The sequence below is a fragment of the Bradyrhizobium yuanmingense genome, assembly GCF_900094575.1.
Taxonomy (GTDB): Bacteria; Pseudomonadota; Alphaproteobacteria; order Rhizobiales; family Xanthobacteraceae; genus Bradyrhizobium; species Bradyrhizobium yuanmingense.
In genome coordinates, this window is record NZ_FMAE01000035.1 from 1 (window position 1) to 15,493 (window position 15,493).

The 15,493-nt window shown below is 58.9% G+C and carries 12 protein-coding genes and 3 pseudogenes; 7 read left to right on the forward strand and 8 right to left on the reverse strand.

Annotated features, from left to right (window positions below; all coding sequences use genetic code 11):
* From GA0061099_RS37015 to GA0061099_RS37025, 3 genes and pseudogenes are all read right to left on the reverse strand, one after another.
* Positions 1-201 (reverse strand): annotated as a pseudogene (locus GA0061099_RS37015) (IS3 family transposase); the annotation flags it as partial.
* Between the two features lie 34 nt (positions 202-235).
* Positions 236-442 (reverse strand): transposase, encoded by a 207-nt coding sequence (locus GA0061099_RS43265; RefSeq protein ID WP_074448536.1) that lies wholly within the window; start codon positions 440-442, stop codon positions 236-238.
* 158 nt (positions 443-600) lie between these two features.
* A complete protein-coding gene (locus tag GA0061099_RS37025; protein WP_074448537.1) occupies positions 601-1,800 on the reverse strand; it encodes an IS256 family transposase in 1,200 nt (399 codons plus the stop codon).
* Between the two features lie 1,006 nt (positions 1,801-2,806).
* Between GA0061099_RS37025 and GA0061099_RS37030 the strand changes: the two genes are divergently transcribed.
* On the forward strand, positions 2,807-3,049 hold the full coding sequence (locus GA0061099_RS37030; protein ID WP_036032206.1) for a hypothetical protein: 243 nt from the start codon (positions 2,807-2,809) through the stop codon (positions 3,047-3,049).
* 338 nt (positions 3,050-3,387) lie between these two features.
* On the opposite strand, the pseudogene istB reads toward GA0061099_RS37030, so the two are convergent.
* The 3 genes and pseudogenes from istB to GA0061099_RS43270 form a co-directional block, all read right to left on the reverse strand.
* Positions 3,388-4,131 (reverse strand): annotated as a pseudogene (istB, locus tag GA0061099_RS37035) (IS21-like element helper ATPase IstB).
* 13 nt (positions 4,132-4,144) lie between these two features.
* A complete protein-coding gene (locus GA0061099_RS37040) occupies positions 4,145-4,873 on the reverse strand; it encodes an IS21 family transposase (RefSeq protein WP_050996325.1) in 729 nt (242 codons plus the stop codon).
* 229 nt (positions 4,874-5,102) lie between these two features.
* Positions 5,103-5,195 (reverse strand): annotated as a pseudogene (locus GA0061099_RS43270) (IS66 family insertion sequence element accessory protein TnpB); the annotation flags it as partial.
* Between the two features lie 729 nt (positions 5,196-5,924).
* Here GA0061099_RS43270 and GA0061099_RS42900 point away from each other — a divergent pair.
* From GA0061099_RS42900 to GA0061099_RS37065, 4 genes are all read left to right on the forward strand, one after another.
* Entirely contained in the window at positions 5,925-7,328 is a 1,404-nt protein-coding gene (locus tag GA0061099_RS42900; RefSeq protein ID WP_074448540.1) for a GGDEF domain-containing protein, read from the forward strand.
* 464 nt (positions 7,329-7,792) lie between these two features.
* Complete coding sequence (locus tag GA0061099_RS37060) at positions 7,793-9,565, forward strand: putative bifunctional diguanylate cyclase/phosphodiesterase (protein WP_225115064.1); 1,773 nt, start codon at positions 7,793-7,795, stop codon at positions 9,563-9,565.
* A gap of 878 nt (positions 9,566-10,443) precedes the next feature.
* Positions 10,444-10,662 carry a PaaD-like zinc ribbon domain-containing protein gene (locus tag GA0061099_RS43275; RefSeq protein WP_420886585.1) on the forward strand — a complete coding sequence of 73 codons (219 nt, stop codon included), beginning with the start codon at positions 10,444-10,446 and terminating at the stop codon, positions 10,660-10,662.
* 86 nt (positions 10,663-10,748) lie between these two features.
* Positions 10,749-11,471 (forward strand): HlyD family secretion protein, encoded by a 723-nt coding sequence (locus GA0061099_RS37065; protein WP_141697778.1) that lies wholly within the window; start codon positions 10,749-10,751, stop codon positions 11,469-11,471.
* 159 nt (positions 11,472-11,630) lie between these two features.
* Here the strand turns inward: GA0061099_RS37065 and GA0061099_RS43425 are convergent, their stop codons facing one another.
* A complete protein-coding gene (locus GA0061099_RS43425; RefSeq protein WP_244621040.1) occupies positions 11,631-12,077 on the reverse strand; it encodes a hypothetical protein in 447 nt (148 codons plus the stop codon).
* 328 nt (positions 12,078-12,405) lie between these two features.
* Here GA0061099_RS43425 and GA0061099_RS37075 point away from each other — a divergent pair, with 328 nt between their 5' ends.
* Positions 12,406-14,028: a glycosyltransferase family 2 protein gene (locus tag GA0061099_RS37075; protein WP_244429435.1), complete on the forward strand. Its 1,623-nt coding sequence runs from the start codon at positions 12,406-12,408 to the stop codon at positions 14,026-14,028.
* A gap of 164 nt (positions 14,029-14,192) precedes the next feature.
* Positions 14,193-15,152 carry a cache domain-containing protein gene (locus GA0061099_RS37080; RefSeq protein ID WP_036032151.1) on the forward strand — a complete coding sequence of 320 codons (960 nt, stop codon included), beginning with the start codon at positions 14,193-14,195 and terminating at the stop codon, positions 15,150-15,152.
* A gap of 9 nt (positions 15,153-15,161) precedes the next feature.
* On the opposite strand, the gene GA0061099_RS37085 is transcribed toward GA0061099_RS37080, so the two are convergent.
* On the reverse strand, positions 15,162-15,493 hold a 332-nt coding region (locus GA0061099_RS37085; protein ID WP_074448276.1), incomplete at its 5' end, for an IS5/IS1182 family transposase.

Consider the following 15,493-nt stretch of genomic DNA (forward strand, 5'->3'; position numbering starts at 1 on the left):
GACGCGAGGACTGCAGTAACGCCCGCTGCTGTCTTGATGGACTTGCCGGATTGCGGCCAGGAGGCTGGCATCGGATTTGGTCCGCTCACTGACCGGGCGATCACGCCAGGCGGAATAGCCGGCCGGCGAGACCTCGAGCACGGCACACATCAGCCGCACCGGATAGGCGTCGCGATGGTCTTCGATGAAGCGGAAGCTCATGTCCGGGTTCCGGCGAAGATCGCGATCGACTTTTTTAAGATGTCGCGCTCCATGCGCAGCGTTCGTTCTCCTGGCGCAGACGGGCGATCTCCGAAGCCTGGTCCGCCGACATCGGCGTCGCCTTCGTGGTGGGGCGCCAAGCCGCCGATGTCGGCTCCTGCCGCAGCTTGTCAACCCAACGCCGCAGCACCGAGTCACGCAGACCGAGTTCCTTGGCAACAGACCCGATCGAAGCGCCCACTCAAAGCCAACTCAACGGCTTGGCGCTTGTACTCTTCGGTAAATGAACCGACGTTGACGTTCCATTCGACACGTCCGGGCTCCTCTACTCCGATCGTGTCCCGTGGCGTGGTGTAGGTGAGTGCGGGTCACTGCGTTCGCCGGCATGGTCCGGATCGGTCAGGTGGCGATTGCCGGGAAGCTGACGGCGGGATCATCGCCCAACGGGGTGATTGTTTCCAGTGTCATGTAGCGACCGCGCTGGACCGCCCACTCGTCGTTCTGTTCGAGCAGGATAGCGCCGACCAGGCGGGTGATGGCGTCCTCATTGGGAAAGATGCCGACCACTTCGGTTCGGCGCTTGATCTCGCCGTTGACGCGTTCGAGCGGATTGGTCGAGTGCAGCTTGGCGCGGTGCGCGGCCGGGAAGCTCATATAGGCCAGCACGTCGGCCTCGGCCTCATCGAGGAACACCGCGAGCTTGGGCAGCTTGGGACGCAGTTGATCGGCAATGCGCCGCCATTGCGCCCGTGCCGTCTCCGCGTCGTCCTGGGCAAAGGCGGTGGCAATGAAGGCGGAGACGACGCGCCGTCCGCTCTTGCCGGCATGCGCCAGCGCGTTGCGTATGAAGTGGACGCGGCAGCGTTGCCAGGTGGCGTTGAGAACCTTTCCGACCGTGGCTTTGATCCCCTCATGGGCGTCGGAGACGACGAGCTTGACGCCGCGCAGGCCGCGGCGGGCGAGCTTGCGCAGGAACGCCGTCCAGAACGTCTCGGCCTCGGACGGGCCGATGTCCATGCCGAGCACCTCGCGCCGGCCATCGCTGTTGGCGCCGACCGCGATGATCACCGCGACCGAGACGATGCGCCCGTTCTGGCGCACCTTCACGTAGGTGGCGTCGATCCACAGATAGGGCCAATCGCCCTCGATCGGGCGAGCGAGGAACGCCTTCACCTTGTCATCGATCTCCGCGCACAGCCGCGAGACCTGGGTCTTGGAGATGCCGCTCATGCCCATCGCCTGCACCAGATCGTCGACCGAGCGGGTGGAGACGCCCTGGACGTAGGCTTCCTGAACCACGGCGGTGATCGCCTTCTCGGCCATCCTCCGCGGCTCAAGAAAGCCCGGGAAGTAGGAGCCTTTGCGCAGTTTGGGGATGCGCAGTTCAACCGTGCCGGCCCGGGTCTCCCAGTTCCGATCGCGGTAGCCGTTGCGCTGGACCTGGCGCTCCTGGCTCTTCTCGCCGTAAGCCGCCCCGGTCAGGCCCTCGACCTCCAGCTCCATCAGCCGGTGGGCGGCAAAGCCGATCATCTCGCGCAACAGATCGGCATCAGGGGTCTTCTCCACGAGCGCGCGCAGGTTCATCATGTCGTCGGTCATCGGTGGTTCCTCGAATCAGGTTGGTGTCGCAACCCAAACCTTACCGACGAATCATCGGTGACCACCCGCAAAGCCGCTCGCTCGCTACGGCGCTATGTGGGGCGCGCGTCGCGAGCGGCTTTGCTAATCAGCTACACCACTCCTTGGGAAACGACCTCTACTCCGAGCACGAAGTTTGGGTCGCTCGTAGAAAGTTCGGCATCTTTCGCTCCTTTTCGCGCTTTGGCGAAGGCAATCCCGCCTTGGTCCTGATGCACCTCAGGCCATTTGAGCCTCGCGGTATCGCAGCAATAAGGGTGCCAACAGAAAAACGCGGTGCACTCGTTCGTTGATGCGAAAACGGTCGCATGCCTTGCATGTTGACTGCATGCCGTGGTTGCGTTCATGACGTGCATGTCTTAAGGCGGACGGGCCGAACTCGGCTGATTATGCCGCTACAGCGCGCTTAGCGAACTTCTTCTAGCAATAGCCTATCGCGGCGATAGCTGTTGACTCGTGCTTCAAGTTCCTGGTGTAGCTGACGACATAATTCGTTGCGGCCGGCCGCTCATCGCGGGGCGAGTATCTGGTCTAACGGGGGTAAGGCAATTCCTGCCCGCATTGCCATCTCACACAGGTCGTGCGCCATGGCCGGGTGAATTTCGATGGCGCGAAACTCTCGTTGGCAGAGGACCCGGAGCTTCGGCTATGCCAACGTATAGCTTTCCAAGGAACGCCTCGCCTGCCATTCCTTTTTTGAGGCCGGCGCGATGACTGGGACATTAAAAAGGCGCCCCTATGAAAGGCGACGCTCTGGCCGATAGCACTCTTCTTCAGAACCGCCTGATCTCGAAGCTAAAAGGTGGATTGAAGTTGACTCTCGACTCTTGTCGCTGGACGGAACGACAAGACGAACTGCTGCGCGAGCTTGTTGATGCGGGCGCGCCTGCGAAATCCATTTGCGAAACACTCAATAGGTCCGAGGCAGAGCTTCGCAGGCGCGGCTATACATTGGCCTTCCGAGGAAATGATCAAAGCGAACGGCCGCCGTCTGATGCTGAAGCGGCGCTCGGCAATCGGCTGTTATGCATGCGATCCTCGCGGAAGTCAGCGCAACAGCATCGGGCGCGGCTTCTGCTCTTTGGGCTTGGCGTCCGGTATCCTTTATGACGGGCGAACCGTCAACTTTATTGGCTTCATCCATCTCGCGGCCGCGATGATCTGCGGTTCCGCGCCTTTCTCCATAGCTGCCAGGATTGTCAATTGTTGAACATGGTGTTCTCCTGACGGAACACCAGCGGGGAATTTGATACTTAAACTGTCTTTTCGCTATATCCGGTGGCGGGGCCGCGGGATTGCGATCAGCGATTCCAGGCCATCGTGATCACGGTTTCCAGACGATGGTGATCACTTGCGGAGGCGAACACGACTGACGTGTTTATGTGTGCTGGAAATGGTCTTCCTCGTCAAGACGGGCGGGAGGGTTTGGAGATCGGTCCAGCGGTCCATGGGAGGGACCCGCGTGCGCGCGGAGTGGCCCTCACGAGCGACGCAGCGGCGTGCGCGGGAGGGACCTGTGGGTCGGTGGGGCGATCGGCCGCGCGGTGGTCACGCTGCTGTCCAATCGTCGGCCCAACGACGCACACTGTCGCCCTTGAGCTCGATGCGGTGGGCATTGTGAATGATGCGGTCCAATATGGCGTCGCCGAATGTGGGATCGGCAATCACGTCATGCCATTGCGCCACGGGGGCCTGACTTGTGATCAACAATGATGCCTTGTCGTAGCGATCATCCACGATCTCGAGTAAGTCACGGCGCTGGTCGGCAGTGAGTGCTTCGGGCCCCAGTCGTCTAGGATGAGTAGATTGACGCGCTCCAGCGCCGCGATCAGGCGTGCAAGACGACCTTCGCCAGGCGCCTGGCCGAGATCGGCGAACAAGCGGGGCGCGCGCTCGTAGAGGAGCGAAAAGCCATCGCGGCAGGCCCTGTTGCCGAGCGCGCAAGCCAGCCAAGATTTGCCGGTACCGGTCGGACCGACGATGACGAGATGGTGGTGCTCGCAGATCCATTGGCAAGTGGCGAGGCTTTGAAAGGAGGAGGGGTCGAGACCACGAGCGGTGCGAAGTCGACATTCTCGATGGGGGTGGCAGCCTGGCGGAGCTTGGCATTGCTCAAGCGCCGTACGAGGTGGCGGTTGTCGCGGGCGGTGACCTCGGGATCGACGACGAGACCAAGCCAATCGGGGTGTGGCATTTCGGCGGCCTCGGGATTGTTCTGCAGTTCGATGAGGTTATCGGCCTGGCAGTGAGGCCGAGCGCGCGCAGGCGGTCGACGGTCGGATGAATGAGCACAATGATCTCCTGATTAGTTGTAGTAGCTGCGGCTGCGGATGTTGGCGTGGAAGAGGACGGGCGCCTCCTGGGCAGGAGGAGCGGTTTTGTCGGCGGCGTTCTTGAGGATGGCGGCGACCGACTTATAGCAACGGGCATTAAGCAGCAGCGCACGGGCGCAGGCGGCGTCGACACGTTCCTCGCCGTAGCGCCTGACCAGCCCGAGAATGCCGATGGCCGAGCGGAAGCCTTGTTCCGGATGCGGTCGCGACCGCAGGATGACGTCGATCAGCGTCTCGGCCTCGGGGCGCACCTTGGCGGCTTCAGAACGAATCCGCTCATGAGCCCAGTCGCGGTAGCGGCGATGCGAGCTTGGCATATGCTCGTCGATCGTCGTTGGTCGATGCGGCAGAGTGCTGCGCAGACGGGAGGCGACGCGCTTGCCGCGCAGGAAGCTCTCGACGGCTTTTAGCGTGATCCGTGCCTCGACCTCTTCATGCACAAGGTTGTGAGGCACGCTGTAGTCATGCTTGGCAAGCTCGACATGATATTCGAGGTTCACCCGACAGCGCTTCCACTCAGCGGACTCGTAGGGTTCGTCGGGTAATGGGGTCAGTGCCGGTCGGTCAAGCTCCTCGAACAGCTCGCGCCGGCTTCGCGCCCAGCTCCATAGCGGTCGGTTGTTGAGATCGACGAGCAGTGCGTGGATCGCCTCGTTGAGGACGGCCAGCGAGAAGAACCGGCGGTTGCCTAGACGCGCCAAAATCCGTCGCCCGACGATTTGGACGCCGACTTCGACCTAGGCTTTGTCGCGCGGCCGATACGGCCGTGCTGGAACGATGGCAGTGGCCCAGCTTATCTACAATCCGATAACCCTGAGCGGGCCAGCCGGGACGGTGACGGCGCCGGACCACGCGCAGCAGCGTATCCTTACTTACCGGCAACATCAGCCGTTTTGCGAAGGCTGCTGGGCATGGGTAGTCCAGCATGTAGCGAAGCTGAACTGGGGTGATTGTCACCACGCCGTCCGCCGACGACGGCCACAAAAAGCAGCCGCGCTCCAGCCGCTTGGCATAAAGTGACATGCCCAGTCCTTGCAGGCTCGAATTTTCGGCCGCCTACAAGATCTGGCAGGGGGTTAGCTAAGCCAGCTCATGTATATAAGTGGAACTTCTGTCCCGCATTTTGCCCTGGGACACGCGCAGAACGGAGGTCACAGATGGCATACAAGAAACTCATCAATCAAAGCGGCCTGACACTTACGGTGTTGCTCATCACGCGCGTTGGCTCCGAGCCGAACCCAGTCCGCGCCGATCGTCACAGCGGCGCTACCAGTGGGTGGCAAGCAGACGATTGAGTAAGGTAATACGCAGACTCCCTTCCTCAATGGGCTCGTGATTTCCTCATCCTTCGATGGCGCGTTTTCGAACGGGTCGTAGATCGTGAAGGGCAGCAGCTGGGATACTGTCCTGAACACGCACGATACGAACGTGGTGGGCTCGAACACCTAACCCGCAACGTCGCCGACGATCCCGCAGTGGCGAACTTGGCTGCTCTTGGATGGCAAGTCAATGCTGGCGCCGTCGCAGCCCCGCCCGGATGAGTGCAGCCGATGGACGGAAAGGTAACTCTTGTGACTTCCGCGCCCGTGCAGCTTCATCACCCGTGCCGGCGTGTTGGATAACCTACGGCGGAGGCGAACCATGATGCCTTCTACTATGGTTGTCCAGCAGGACTCCAAGGTGCTTGAAGAAGGGGCCCCACGAGTTCATGAAAGGCCCCCGTGGGATCATCATGGAATGACGGTATAGCATATGAGTACCAATCTTATGTTGCACGAGCCGCCCAGCGCGCTGCGGCTGATCACACGGGCGTATACGAGCCTTCTCATTATCGGCTTCGCCCTGCTGCCCACTCAGTTCATCGCTTACCTCTATTTCCAGCAAGATCCCGCGCTGAAGTTTGAAGACCACCTGTTCCACGAATTCGCCATCGCCGTCGCCACCCTGGAGGGGCTGTTCGTCACATATGTGACGTGGCGCTGCTATCGGTCTTCAGGCGAGCCTCTGTTGCGATGGTTGACCCTTGGTTTTCTGGCCTTCGTGCTGATCTATTCGCTGCACGGCGCCTTCACCGGCATGGCACATCGCAACATTTGGCTGTTTCTGCTCTATGGGCCAGCGTCGCGTCTGGCGATGTCGATTCTGCTCCTCGTCGGGCTACTCAGCTACAACCTGCCGTCAGACGGGCTTGAGAAGCGCTCGGACACGCGCGCATGGCTGACGTGGATTGGCCTGTTCCTTACGGTGGACTTAGCTGTCGCACTGGTCGCCTATTCACCCTATGCTGGGCACCCGGTGGTCCGCCTGTCCATGGAGGGCGGCGCATTGCTATTCAGTGCGCTGAACGTCGCCGTCTTGCTCATGCGACGGATTCACTCGCCGCTCATGCTTGTTTTCGGCGTTTCTGTCGCGTGGTTTGCGCTATCGTCGCTCGCATTCATCTTGGCGGCGCCGTGGAATCATATGTGGTGGCTGGCTCACGCGATCTTTGCTGGCGGATTTTTTCTGCTCAGCTATGGCGTCGTCCGGGCGTTCCGAACAACGCAATCGTTCGCCACCATCTATAGCCAGGAAGAAATGACCGCCCGCCTTGCCAAATCGATGGCCGACACTCAAAAGGCGCTTCAGCAAGTGCAACTGAGCAATCAACGGCTGGAGCGCCTCGCCGCAACCGATCCACTAACCGGTGCCGGGAATCGGCGCCACTTCATCGAGCATATCGGCGCGGAGATCGCAAGGGCCAGGCGAACCGGAGCTCCGTTGTCCCTGCTGTCGCTCGATCTCGACCATTTCAAGGATATAAACGACTCACGTGGTCACAGCGTCGGCGACGAGGTCCTGCGCGTATTCGTGCGAAAGTGTCTGGAGGCAATCCGGCCTTACGACTCTGTCGCGCGCGTGGGGGGTGAAGAATTCATGGTACTGCTTCCGGGGGCGACGCTCGACGCGGCTAGCGCGGTCGCCGAGCGCCTTCGATCGGCCATCGAACGCACTGCATTCGATGTCGGGGCCGAACCATCGGTCGGCGTCACCATCAGTGTTGGAGTGTCGGAGTTCGGGCGCGATGGAGACACGCTCGACGGGTTCTTGAACGTCGCCGACCAGCGACTCTATCGCGCAAAATTTGAAGGCCGCAACCGTGTGGTTGTCTCCTAGGATAACGTTCATCGTTCACTTCGTCTCCCGTGTCTGGGGCGGACGCCCGTCCGCTCTTCTCCGAGCCAAAGCCGCAACGCTACTAACAACTATTCGGTCATGGTCCATCCATTGCAACATTTGCAGGCCGGTTCTCACCGCAATAAGCTGCGGCCACTAGCAGCCGGGAGCTCTTATGTCGGTTTCTTGCTACAACGGCGTCCGTGACAGCCGTTCCATCGAGCGTTCAGCTGGCGGTCGCCTCGCCCCGCCAAGGCGGCCGCCCCTTGGCGCGCGCCGCGACCATCAATCCGCTCGCCAGGCACTTGGCAGAAGCTCCGGATCACGAGGCACGACCGGTAGGCACCTGGTCGCGCTGATTGCTATCGCACGTGAACTAGCGCCCTCCCTTGGCGCTTCCAGGGTGATCAACGTCTTGAAGCGGCATATTCAGGATATAGCTCGTTGCTTAGGCCGCACTAACGATGCGCGAACTTGCCGGTCGCTCGACCGCCACTTTTCCGGGAAGCACCTTATCACGACCCGATGGCTCATTGCTGCTTGCGAAGCCGTTACTGAAGTTCCGCAATCGGCGCAACATCTGGTTTTCTCAACAATCATGCTGCGAGCAAGACCCTCGCTGGGCCACCGTGCGTTGCGACGGTTCGACTGAGATGAGAGTTTCAACTCCACGATTGCGCGTATTGCACTTCGATTGGCGCCGTTCTGCCACGAGGGATTTCATTGCTCTCTTCGGCGGCGTCGTTCTCGCTTCACTCTTAGCGCATGTCTATGGGCTTGGCCCTCGTTTAGCGCAGCTGGGACAGCGCTATGTGAATCCGATACTCGACGACATTATATTCATCGCGTTCGTTGCATTCTTGCTGAGCATTGGGCTCACAATTTTTAGTGTTCGGCGCTATCGAGAACTTGCCCGCGGAACTGACACACAAACCATCACAGAAGGAGAAGTCCGCGATCCGGCGCGGCACGATCCATTGACTGCCTTTCCAAACCGCCGCCTATTTGATTACACACTTGATGTGTACGTTGGCCTCGCCACCGACACGCATCAAGTCGCTATTCTGATGCTCGGCCTCGACGGCTTGAAGCGGATCAAGGATACGCACGGCTATGCAGCGGTAGACAAGGCACTCTGCGAGTTTGCCACAAGGCTTGCCGACATCTTGCCCAAGGACGGTCTCCTGGCGAGGATCGAAGGCGACGAATTCGGGATCGTCCTGCCCAACATTAGCTCCCTCGAGGATCCCGCCAATCTGGCGCGCCGTATCGTGGTGTCTGCCGCCGACAGTTTGGTGATTGAGACTGGCGCAGCCGAGCTTAGTCTTGGAATTGGCATCGCCATCGCTCCGCTTGATGGCGTCACTCCCCACGAGTTGGTCAGGCGCGCAGAACGCGCACTTTATCGCGCGCAATGCGACGGCGGGTCGCGTGTTCGCTTTTTTGAACCGGACATGGACATGCATGTCGAGCGGCGCATCAATATTGAGCGTGAGCTTCGGAGCGCTGTCGCAACGAATATTATCGAGCCCCATTACCAGCCGGTGGTTTCACTCGTAAGTAATCGCATCGTGGGGTTCGAGGCGTTGGCGCGTTGGGAGAACAAGACAACTGGGCCTATCCCGCCTGACGTGTTTATTCCAATTGCAGAAGAAACCGGCCTCATCAACGCTCTTGGAGATCAGCTTCTTCGGCGCGCGTGTCTTGATGCCACTGCGTGGCCAAAGACCTTTTCGCTTGCCTTCAACATTTCGCCTGTTCAGTTGCGGGACTCCGCGCTTGGAGAGCGCATTATATCTGTCCTTGAGCAAACCGGCTTTAGTCCGCGCCGCCTGGAGATTGAAATTACAGAGAGCGCGTTTGTGGAAAGAAGCGGGGCTGCGAAGACCGTGATTGACGCACTTCGTCTAGCCGGCGTCCGCATCGCGCTCGATGATTTCGGAACAGGTTATGCTACGCTTAGCCAGCTGCTTTCGTTTCGTCTTGACAAGATCAAGATCGATCGCAGCTTCGTGTCACATCTCCACGACAGCACTGACTGCCGGGTGATCGTTCGTGCTATAATCGGCCTCGCTGAAGGGCTTGGTTTGACGACCACGGCCGAGGGAGTCGAATGCGAACGCCAGCTCGTCTATCTGGTGTCCAATGGTTGCACAGAAGGACAAGGCTACCTGTTCAGCGGTCCCGTTCCAGCCACCAGTATTCCCGCGCTGCTCAATCGCGAAGCCGGTTACTGAAGACGGAGCAAGAAACCCACGTGCGTGAGCCGACGCGCTGAGTTCACTCGTGCTCGGGAGGCGCTTGATTAGAATAATGCGGCTAGATTTGCCACGATACTTTCGACGCATCACCTGCATTGTTGCTCAGGGCGGGTCCATTTACTTGGACAGGACGCAGACTCTTAAGAGATCACCATGGATCGATGACGCGATTACGGGCGGAGGCCTGCCGTGCATCACCGTTTTGACACTCCAACATCAACGCACAGGGGCTCGCGAAGGGCCCTATGCGCTCAGGGTGCGCGAGCGGCCAAGCGCCTGATCTTCGACTACTCCTCTTCGCTGTAGCGGCGCACAGATACACGATGAGCTGAATCAACGGGGATCAGACATCCGAACTCTGGATATCGTCTCGAAGATCCGCCATTTGAATCCCCTGATGCCCCTCCGACTGAAGCGCCGGAGCTGACCGTTCTGGTCTCCTAGTCTAGCGGCTCCTGATTGCTCCGGGGAGCGCCGGACGCACACGATCCAACTCAGGCATCCGCTGGTCCCCTTCAGGTGCCTTCAGGTGGGAGCCCTCCTGATCAGGCCGTTTATGGTCAGCCAAACCTCCCAGGCCGCATTGCTCAGCACCAAACGATCCCCAAGGCTTCCATAACGAGACTTAATCCGATTTGCGACCTTACGTTAGAACATGACCTAGACTGTCCGATTTCTGACATGCAGTCGGTCTGGTAAACTTCCTTGAAGCAATATTCCTTGTTGATCAAGCTTGTCGCAGTTGGCACAGGGTTTGAACAGAGAGGTGCATCCACCGCAGCCGCCCCCGAAGCGGCGGCTACACTAACGCTTCTTCGGCTGTGGCCCTTTGGTGCAATGACACGAGCTGCCACATGGAGTCGGTCTCAATAGCACGTCACATAAACTGCCCTCAATGTGGCTCTGCATTTGTCCACCTCGAGTGGCATGAACGTATGGGTGCGCGGGAGGTCCAAGATCTCTGGCGCTGCTGGAACTGCAGGAATGAATTCATGACTGTTTTCACTTCTGACGATATGGATCCTCCTGCCGCTGAGATCACGAAGCTATTCTTTACCAGCCTGTTAGTCTGATCATGACGCCTGAGCCGCTAACGCTCGCATCCGAGCGGCATTGGACCTGGCAACCCAAAGCCGCGGGGGCCCTTAGGCGAAAACGATTGTACCGTAGGCTGCTCAGTAATACCCTGCGCGACCTTCCCGTCATAAACAGTTGGAATGTGCTTATGAGGCTCGTACGTGCAATCGTCGGCTTGGCCCTGTTGGCAGTGGGATTGTACATTATTATCGGTGAGCACTTCGCTGGAACATCGGCGGATGCTACACTCAATGCGCGGCTCTACATCGTTCGCGCCCCGATCGAAGGAAAGGTAACGCTTGCCGTGCAGAGCATCGGCGCGCGCATTAGTCCCGGCGCGCTGATAGCAGAACTCACCGACCAACGCTTCGATACCGCGAGGCTTCTTGAGCTTGATCGCGATCGCACAAACCAGCAGATCGAGCTCGACCGTCTCGATGGCCAGCGAGAGGCCTTGTCCGCATCCAGGTCGCGCTTCGATGTTCAATCAACTGATTACCAGCGCGGAAGGGTTCGGCAGATTGAGGCTCGAATTGCCGAAACGAAAGCAGCTCAAGACGCTGCGGCCACACGCCTTCGTCAAGCGGACGCAGAATTTAGGCGAGCAAACGAACTAAGCACGCGTGGTGTACAGACGGCGGCGCATTTGGATCGGGCTCGCGCCACTTACGACGTGGCGCAGCAAGAACTGGAGAGTGCGCAGCAGCGAGTGAAATACTTAGAGACGGAACTTACGTCCGCTCGCGACGGCATCTTCATCGGGGAGTCCTGTAACGACGCTCCTTCCTCGGCTCAACGTATCTGAGAGCTCGAGCAGCGGCTGGCCGAGCTGAATGTCGACAAGGAGCAGGTGAAAGCACGTATTGTACAGCTCGACCGGCAAATCGCTGCCGAGCGTCTTCGTGTCAACAACTTGAGCTTCGCTACCCTTAATGCCAGCGTGATTGGTCTAGTCTGGGACATACTAGTAGACGATGGCCAATACGCGCGGCGCGGCCAGGATCTCGTCAAGATCGTAGACTGCAGTACACTGATCGTCACCGCCGGCGTCAGCGAATCTCTCTACGACCGTCTCTCGGTGGGAACGGCCGTGCAATTTCGGTTGTTTCGAGATGATCGTATTTTCAATGGAACCATAACTCGCTTTCGAGATGATCGTATTTTCGATGGAACCATAACTCGCCTTGGCGGATCCGGTGCGGCCTCGCTCTACACCAATCTTGTTGTAGGGCCAAGTGCTCAACATCTCCAGCGCTTTGACGTCACAGTGACAGTTCCAGATCTTGCAGGAGAGGCAGATGTCGGTTGCGCGATTGGACGCACTGGACGCGTCATCTTCACAGCTGGCCCAATCGCACAGTTCCGCCGCTTTATAACGCGGTACGGACTCTGATGCTTCAGCTGTCGCCACTCGTTGCTGCCTTCGCAGGCGCCGCCTTCATAATTGGGCTTCGCCTTACCGTCTTTCCATTTCTCAATCCGATGAAGTGGTATTGGCGCGCTCTTCTCCTCGGGGCTGCTGCCGTACTGTCTTGGCGTTATATGGCTTGGCGCTTCACCGAAACGCTGGCACCGCTCGACTGGACTGCGGACGCGCTGTTCAGTTGGGGATTCGTCACCCTCGAGGCCCTGACGAGCTTTCCTCTACCATCGCGTTTTTCATACTGTCCCGAGTGAACGACCGGTCGGCAGAAGCAGACCAGTACTCTGAATGGTGGCTGCCTGGAGAAGCGCCGCGTGTGGACGTTTTTATCACGACTTACAACGAGCCGTCGGAAGTGCTCGAGCGCACGATCATTGGCGCGACGCAAATCCGCTATTCACAGCTTCGGATTTTTATCCTCGACGACGGCGCCAGGAATTGGGTACGGCAACTTTGCGAGCTGCACGAAATCGGATATCTCGCACGTTCGGATAAGGAGCATGCTAAAGCGGGGAACATTAACCATGCACTTCGCGCGCGCGCCCGCGATCCAGCTCCCCCGATCTTTGTCGCTGTACTTGACGCAGATTTCGTTCCCCATGCGGACTTCATCGAGCGGACGCTAGCGTTATTTCACGAGCCAAGCGTCGCGCTCGTGCAAACCCCGCAGCACTTCTTCAATCCTGATCCGATCCAACATAACCTTGGAATAAGCACCGCATATCCGGATGAACAACGTCATTTCTTTGACAACGTCGAGCCAGCGCGGGACGCTTGGGGGATTGCCATCTGCTGTGGGACATCATCCGTAATGCGGGTCCAGGCCGTCGAGCAGATTGGCTGGATTCCAACACAAAGCGTAACCGAGGACTTCCTGCTCACCCTTAAGCTTGCGGAAAACGGCTGGCAAACTGTATACCTAAACGAGCCGTTGACTGAAGGTTTGGCTCCCGAAGGACTGAAAGAATATATTACTCAGCGTGGACGGTGGTGCCTCGGCTTGATGCAAATCGTCCGCAACTCATACAGCCCCTTTGTCATGCGCGGCCTTGGTCTGATGCATCGAATCGGGATCCTGGATTCATTGCTCTACTGGGTCAGCACCTTTCCCTTCAGGCTTGCCAGCCTGATTTGCCCGCTGTTGTATTGGTGGTTCGGCATCACCATCGTGAACGCGTCGCTGGTGGAAATTATCAGTTACTATATACCTTATTACCTAATGGTTCTTGTGTCCCTGAACTGGCTTTCAAAAGGGTTGTTTGTCCCGCTTCTCAACGATACGGCTCAACTGATCGCGGCCTGGCCCATCAGCCAGGCAGCTGCTCTCGGGCTTCTGACCAGCGGATCGCATAAATTCTCGGTGACGGCCAAAGGCGGCGACCGCACCAAGGTCATAGTTCAATGGGCGTTGATGCGCCCGTTTGTACTCCTGCTCGCTCTGACAATCGGCGGCTTGATCGTGCCGTTGAACTCCGATTTTGTCTTCGATACGTCCGCAACAGCGGGGGACGGCACAACTGTCGTGATGTTCTGGACAGTTTACAACATTCTGGTGCTTTTCGTGGCAGTCGTGGTGTGCATTGAGCGACCGCGATACGATCGACCTCAGCGCCAGATTCCAGAACCCATCACGTTGGTGATCCAAGGTGAGAAGCATCGCGGATGGCTTCTCAATCTGGGCCGAGGGGGCGCGCGAATCAGCGGTCCATCCGGACTTTCCGCCGGAGCAGCAGGGCAGCTCGACCTGCCCGGGATTAGCGGCGTAGACGCGCATGTTGCTGCGACTACCCGTGACGGCTATCGAATCAAGTTCTCTCCAACTCCCGAGCAAAGGGCGAAAATTATCAAGAAGCTTCACACTGAATCCGCCATGCCAGGGACCGATCGAGGGAACATCTTGCAAATGATTCGTGAGTTGGCGCGAGCTCTTACGAGTTGAGGAGCGCGAGATGCCGAGAAGACCGAGCCTACTCTCCTTGGTGTTCTGTGGAGGCGCCTTGCTCATATCGGTGCCGGCCATGGTGACCGCGACGATCTACACGGCCTTGCTACAGCAAGGGGGAGAGCAGCCTGCAGTTCGACGCGTTAAGAATTCGCGGCGAAATGAGTTCCGCGCTGTTGGCCCGCCGGCTCTATGGAGTTTGGATGGATGTAGCGCGGTCCGCTGAGCTCATTGACCTAACTGATCTTAAGAATGCGCGAGAACACATCGACTTCTTGAGCCGCCTTGATCGACGCTATACTTGGCTTGGGGTCGCGGATCTCGAAGGGACCATTCTCGCGGCTAAAGACGGCATGCTCGAAGGAGTAAGCGTTGCACAGCGACCTTGGTTTAGGCGGGGCCTTGTCTCGCCGTCGGCTATCGATGTGCATGCCGCTCAACTACTGGCCACCCAGTTGCCGGCACCTCGTGAGCCCTTTCGCTTTATCGACCTGGCAGCGCCGTTGCGCCACGCCGGCTCCGTTGCCGGGGTCATCGGCGCTCACCTTGACTGGAAATGGGTCGCAGAAAGCATGGACTCGTTACAAGTACCCGGCATTGATGTGCTGCTGCTTTCGGGGGATCGAACCGTCCTGTTTGGTCCGCCGGATCTTATCAACAAGTCGCTCAACATCGGCTCCGCACTTGCGGCTAGTCGCGTCACGACTGCGTCTCTGCGCGAACGTTGGCCTGACGGCAGGGACTACTTCACAGTGATCGTTCCGACGGTCGGCTTCGCGAACCTTCCAAGCTTCGGTTGGTCTCTTCTGGTTCGGCAGAGTGCCGACGAGGCGCTTGCGTCCACCCGTAATCTCATCCGATCATTCTGGAGTAGTTTCGGTGCTTGTGCCATTGCCATACTAGCACTGCTCTTTTGTGCGGCGCAGTGGCTGAGGACGCCCCTTCGCCGGCTCTCGAATACAGCCGAGGCCCTCTTGCACGATCCATCCGCGCACCCGCCATATTCCGAGACACGCTTCAATGAAGCGGCGAGGCTCAGTGACGCGCTCGCTCGCATCCAGTCGAAGCTGATGGGACACTCTGTTAGCAATTCGATCCAAGGACCGGGTGGGGACAACTAGGGCTCGGACTCAATTGATCCAATAGGCAACGATGGCGGCGAGATGGACGGCAGCCAAGAAGTTCGTGGCTAGTTTGTCGTAGCGAGTTGCGACACGCCTGAAATCCTTGAGGCGGCAGAAACAGCGCTCGATGACGTTGCGCCCCTTGTAGGCGCGTTTGCTGAAGCTGTGGAGAGTGACCCTGTTGGATTTGTTTGGAATGACGGGCTTGGCACCACGATCGACGATTTCGGCTCGAAAGCCATCGCCGTCGTACCCTTTGTCGCCAATGAGGGCAGACATGGGTGGCGCGAGTTCCAAAAGGGCTGGCGCTGCGGCAATATCAGCGTCCTGGCCTGGAG

Coding starts and splice junctions, on each gene's coding strand:
- GA0061099_RS43275 (WP_420886585.1), top strand. CDS start 10,444: ATGGAGTCGGTCTCAATAGCACGTCACATAAACTGCCCTCAATGTGGC.
- GA0061099_RS37080 (WP_036032151.1), top strand. CDS start 14,193: ATGAGTTCCGCGCTGTTGGCCCGCCGGCTCTATGGAGTTTGGATGGAT.
- GA0061099_RS37030 (WP_036032206.1), top strand. CDS start 2,807: ATGATCAAAGCGAACGGCCGCCGTCTGATGCTGAAGCGGCGCTCGGCA.
- GA0061099_RS42900 (WP_074448540.1), top strand. CDS start 5,925: ATGAGTACCAATCTTATGTTGCACGAGCCGCCCAGCGCGCTGCGGCTG.
- GA0061099_RS37060 (WP_225115064.1), top strand. CDS start 7,793: ATGCGCGAACTTGCCGGTCGCTCGACCGCCACTTTTCCGGGAAGCACC.
- GA0061099_RS37025 (WP_074448537.1), bottom strand. CDS start 1,800: ATGACCGACGACATGATGAACCTGCGCGCGCTCGTGGAGAAGACCCCT.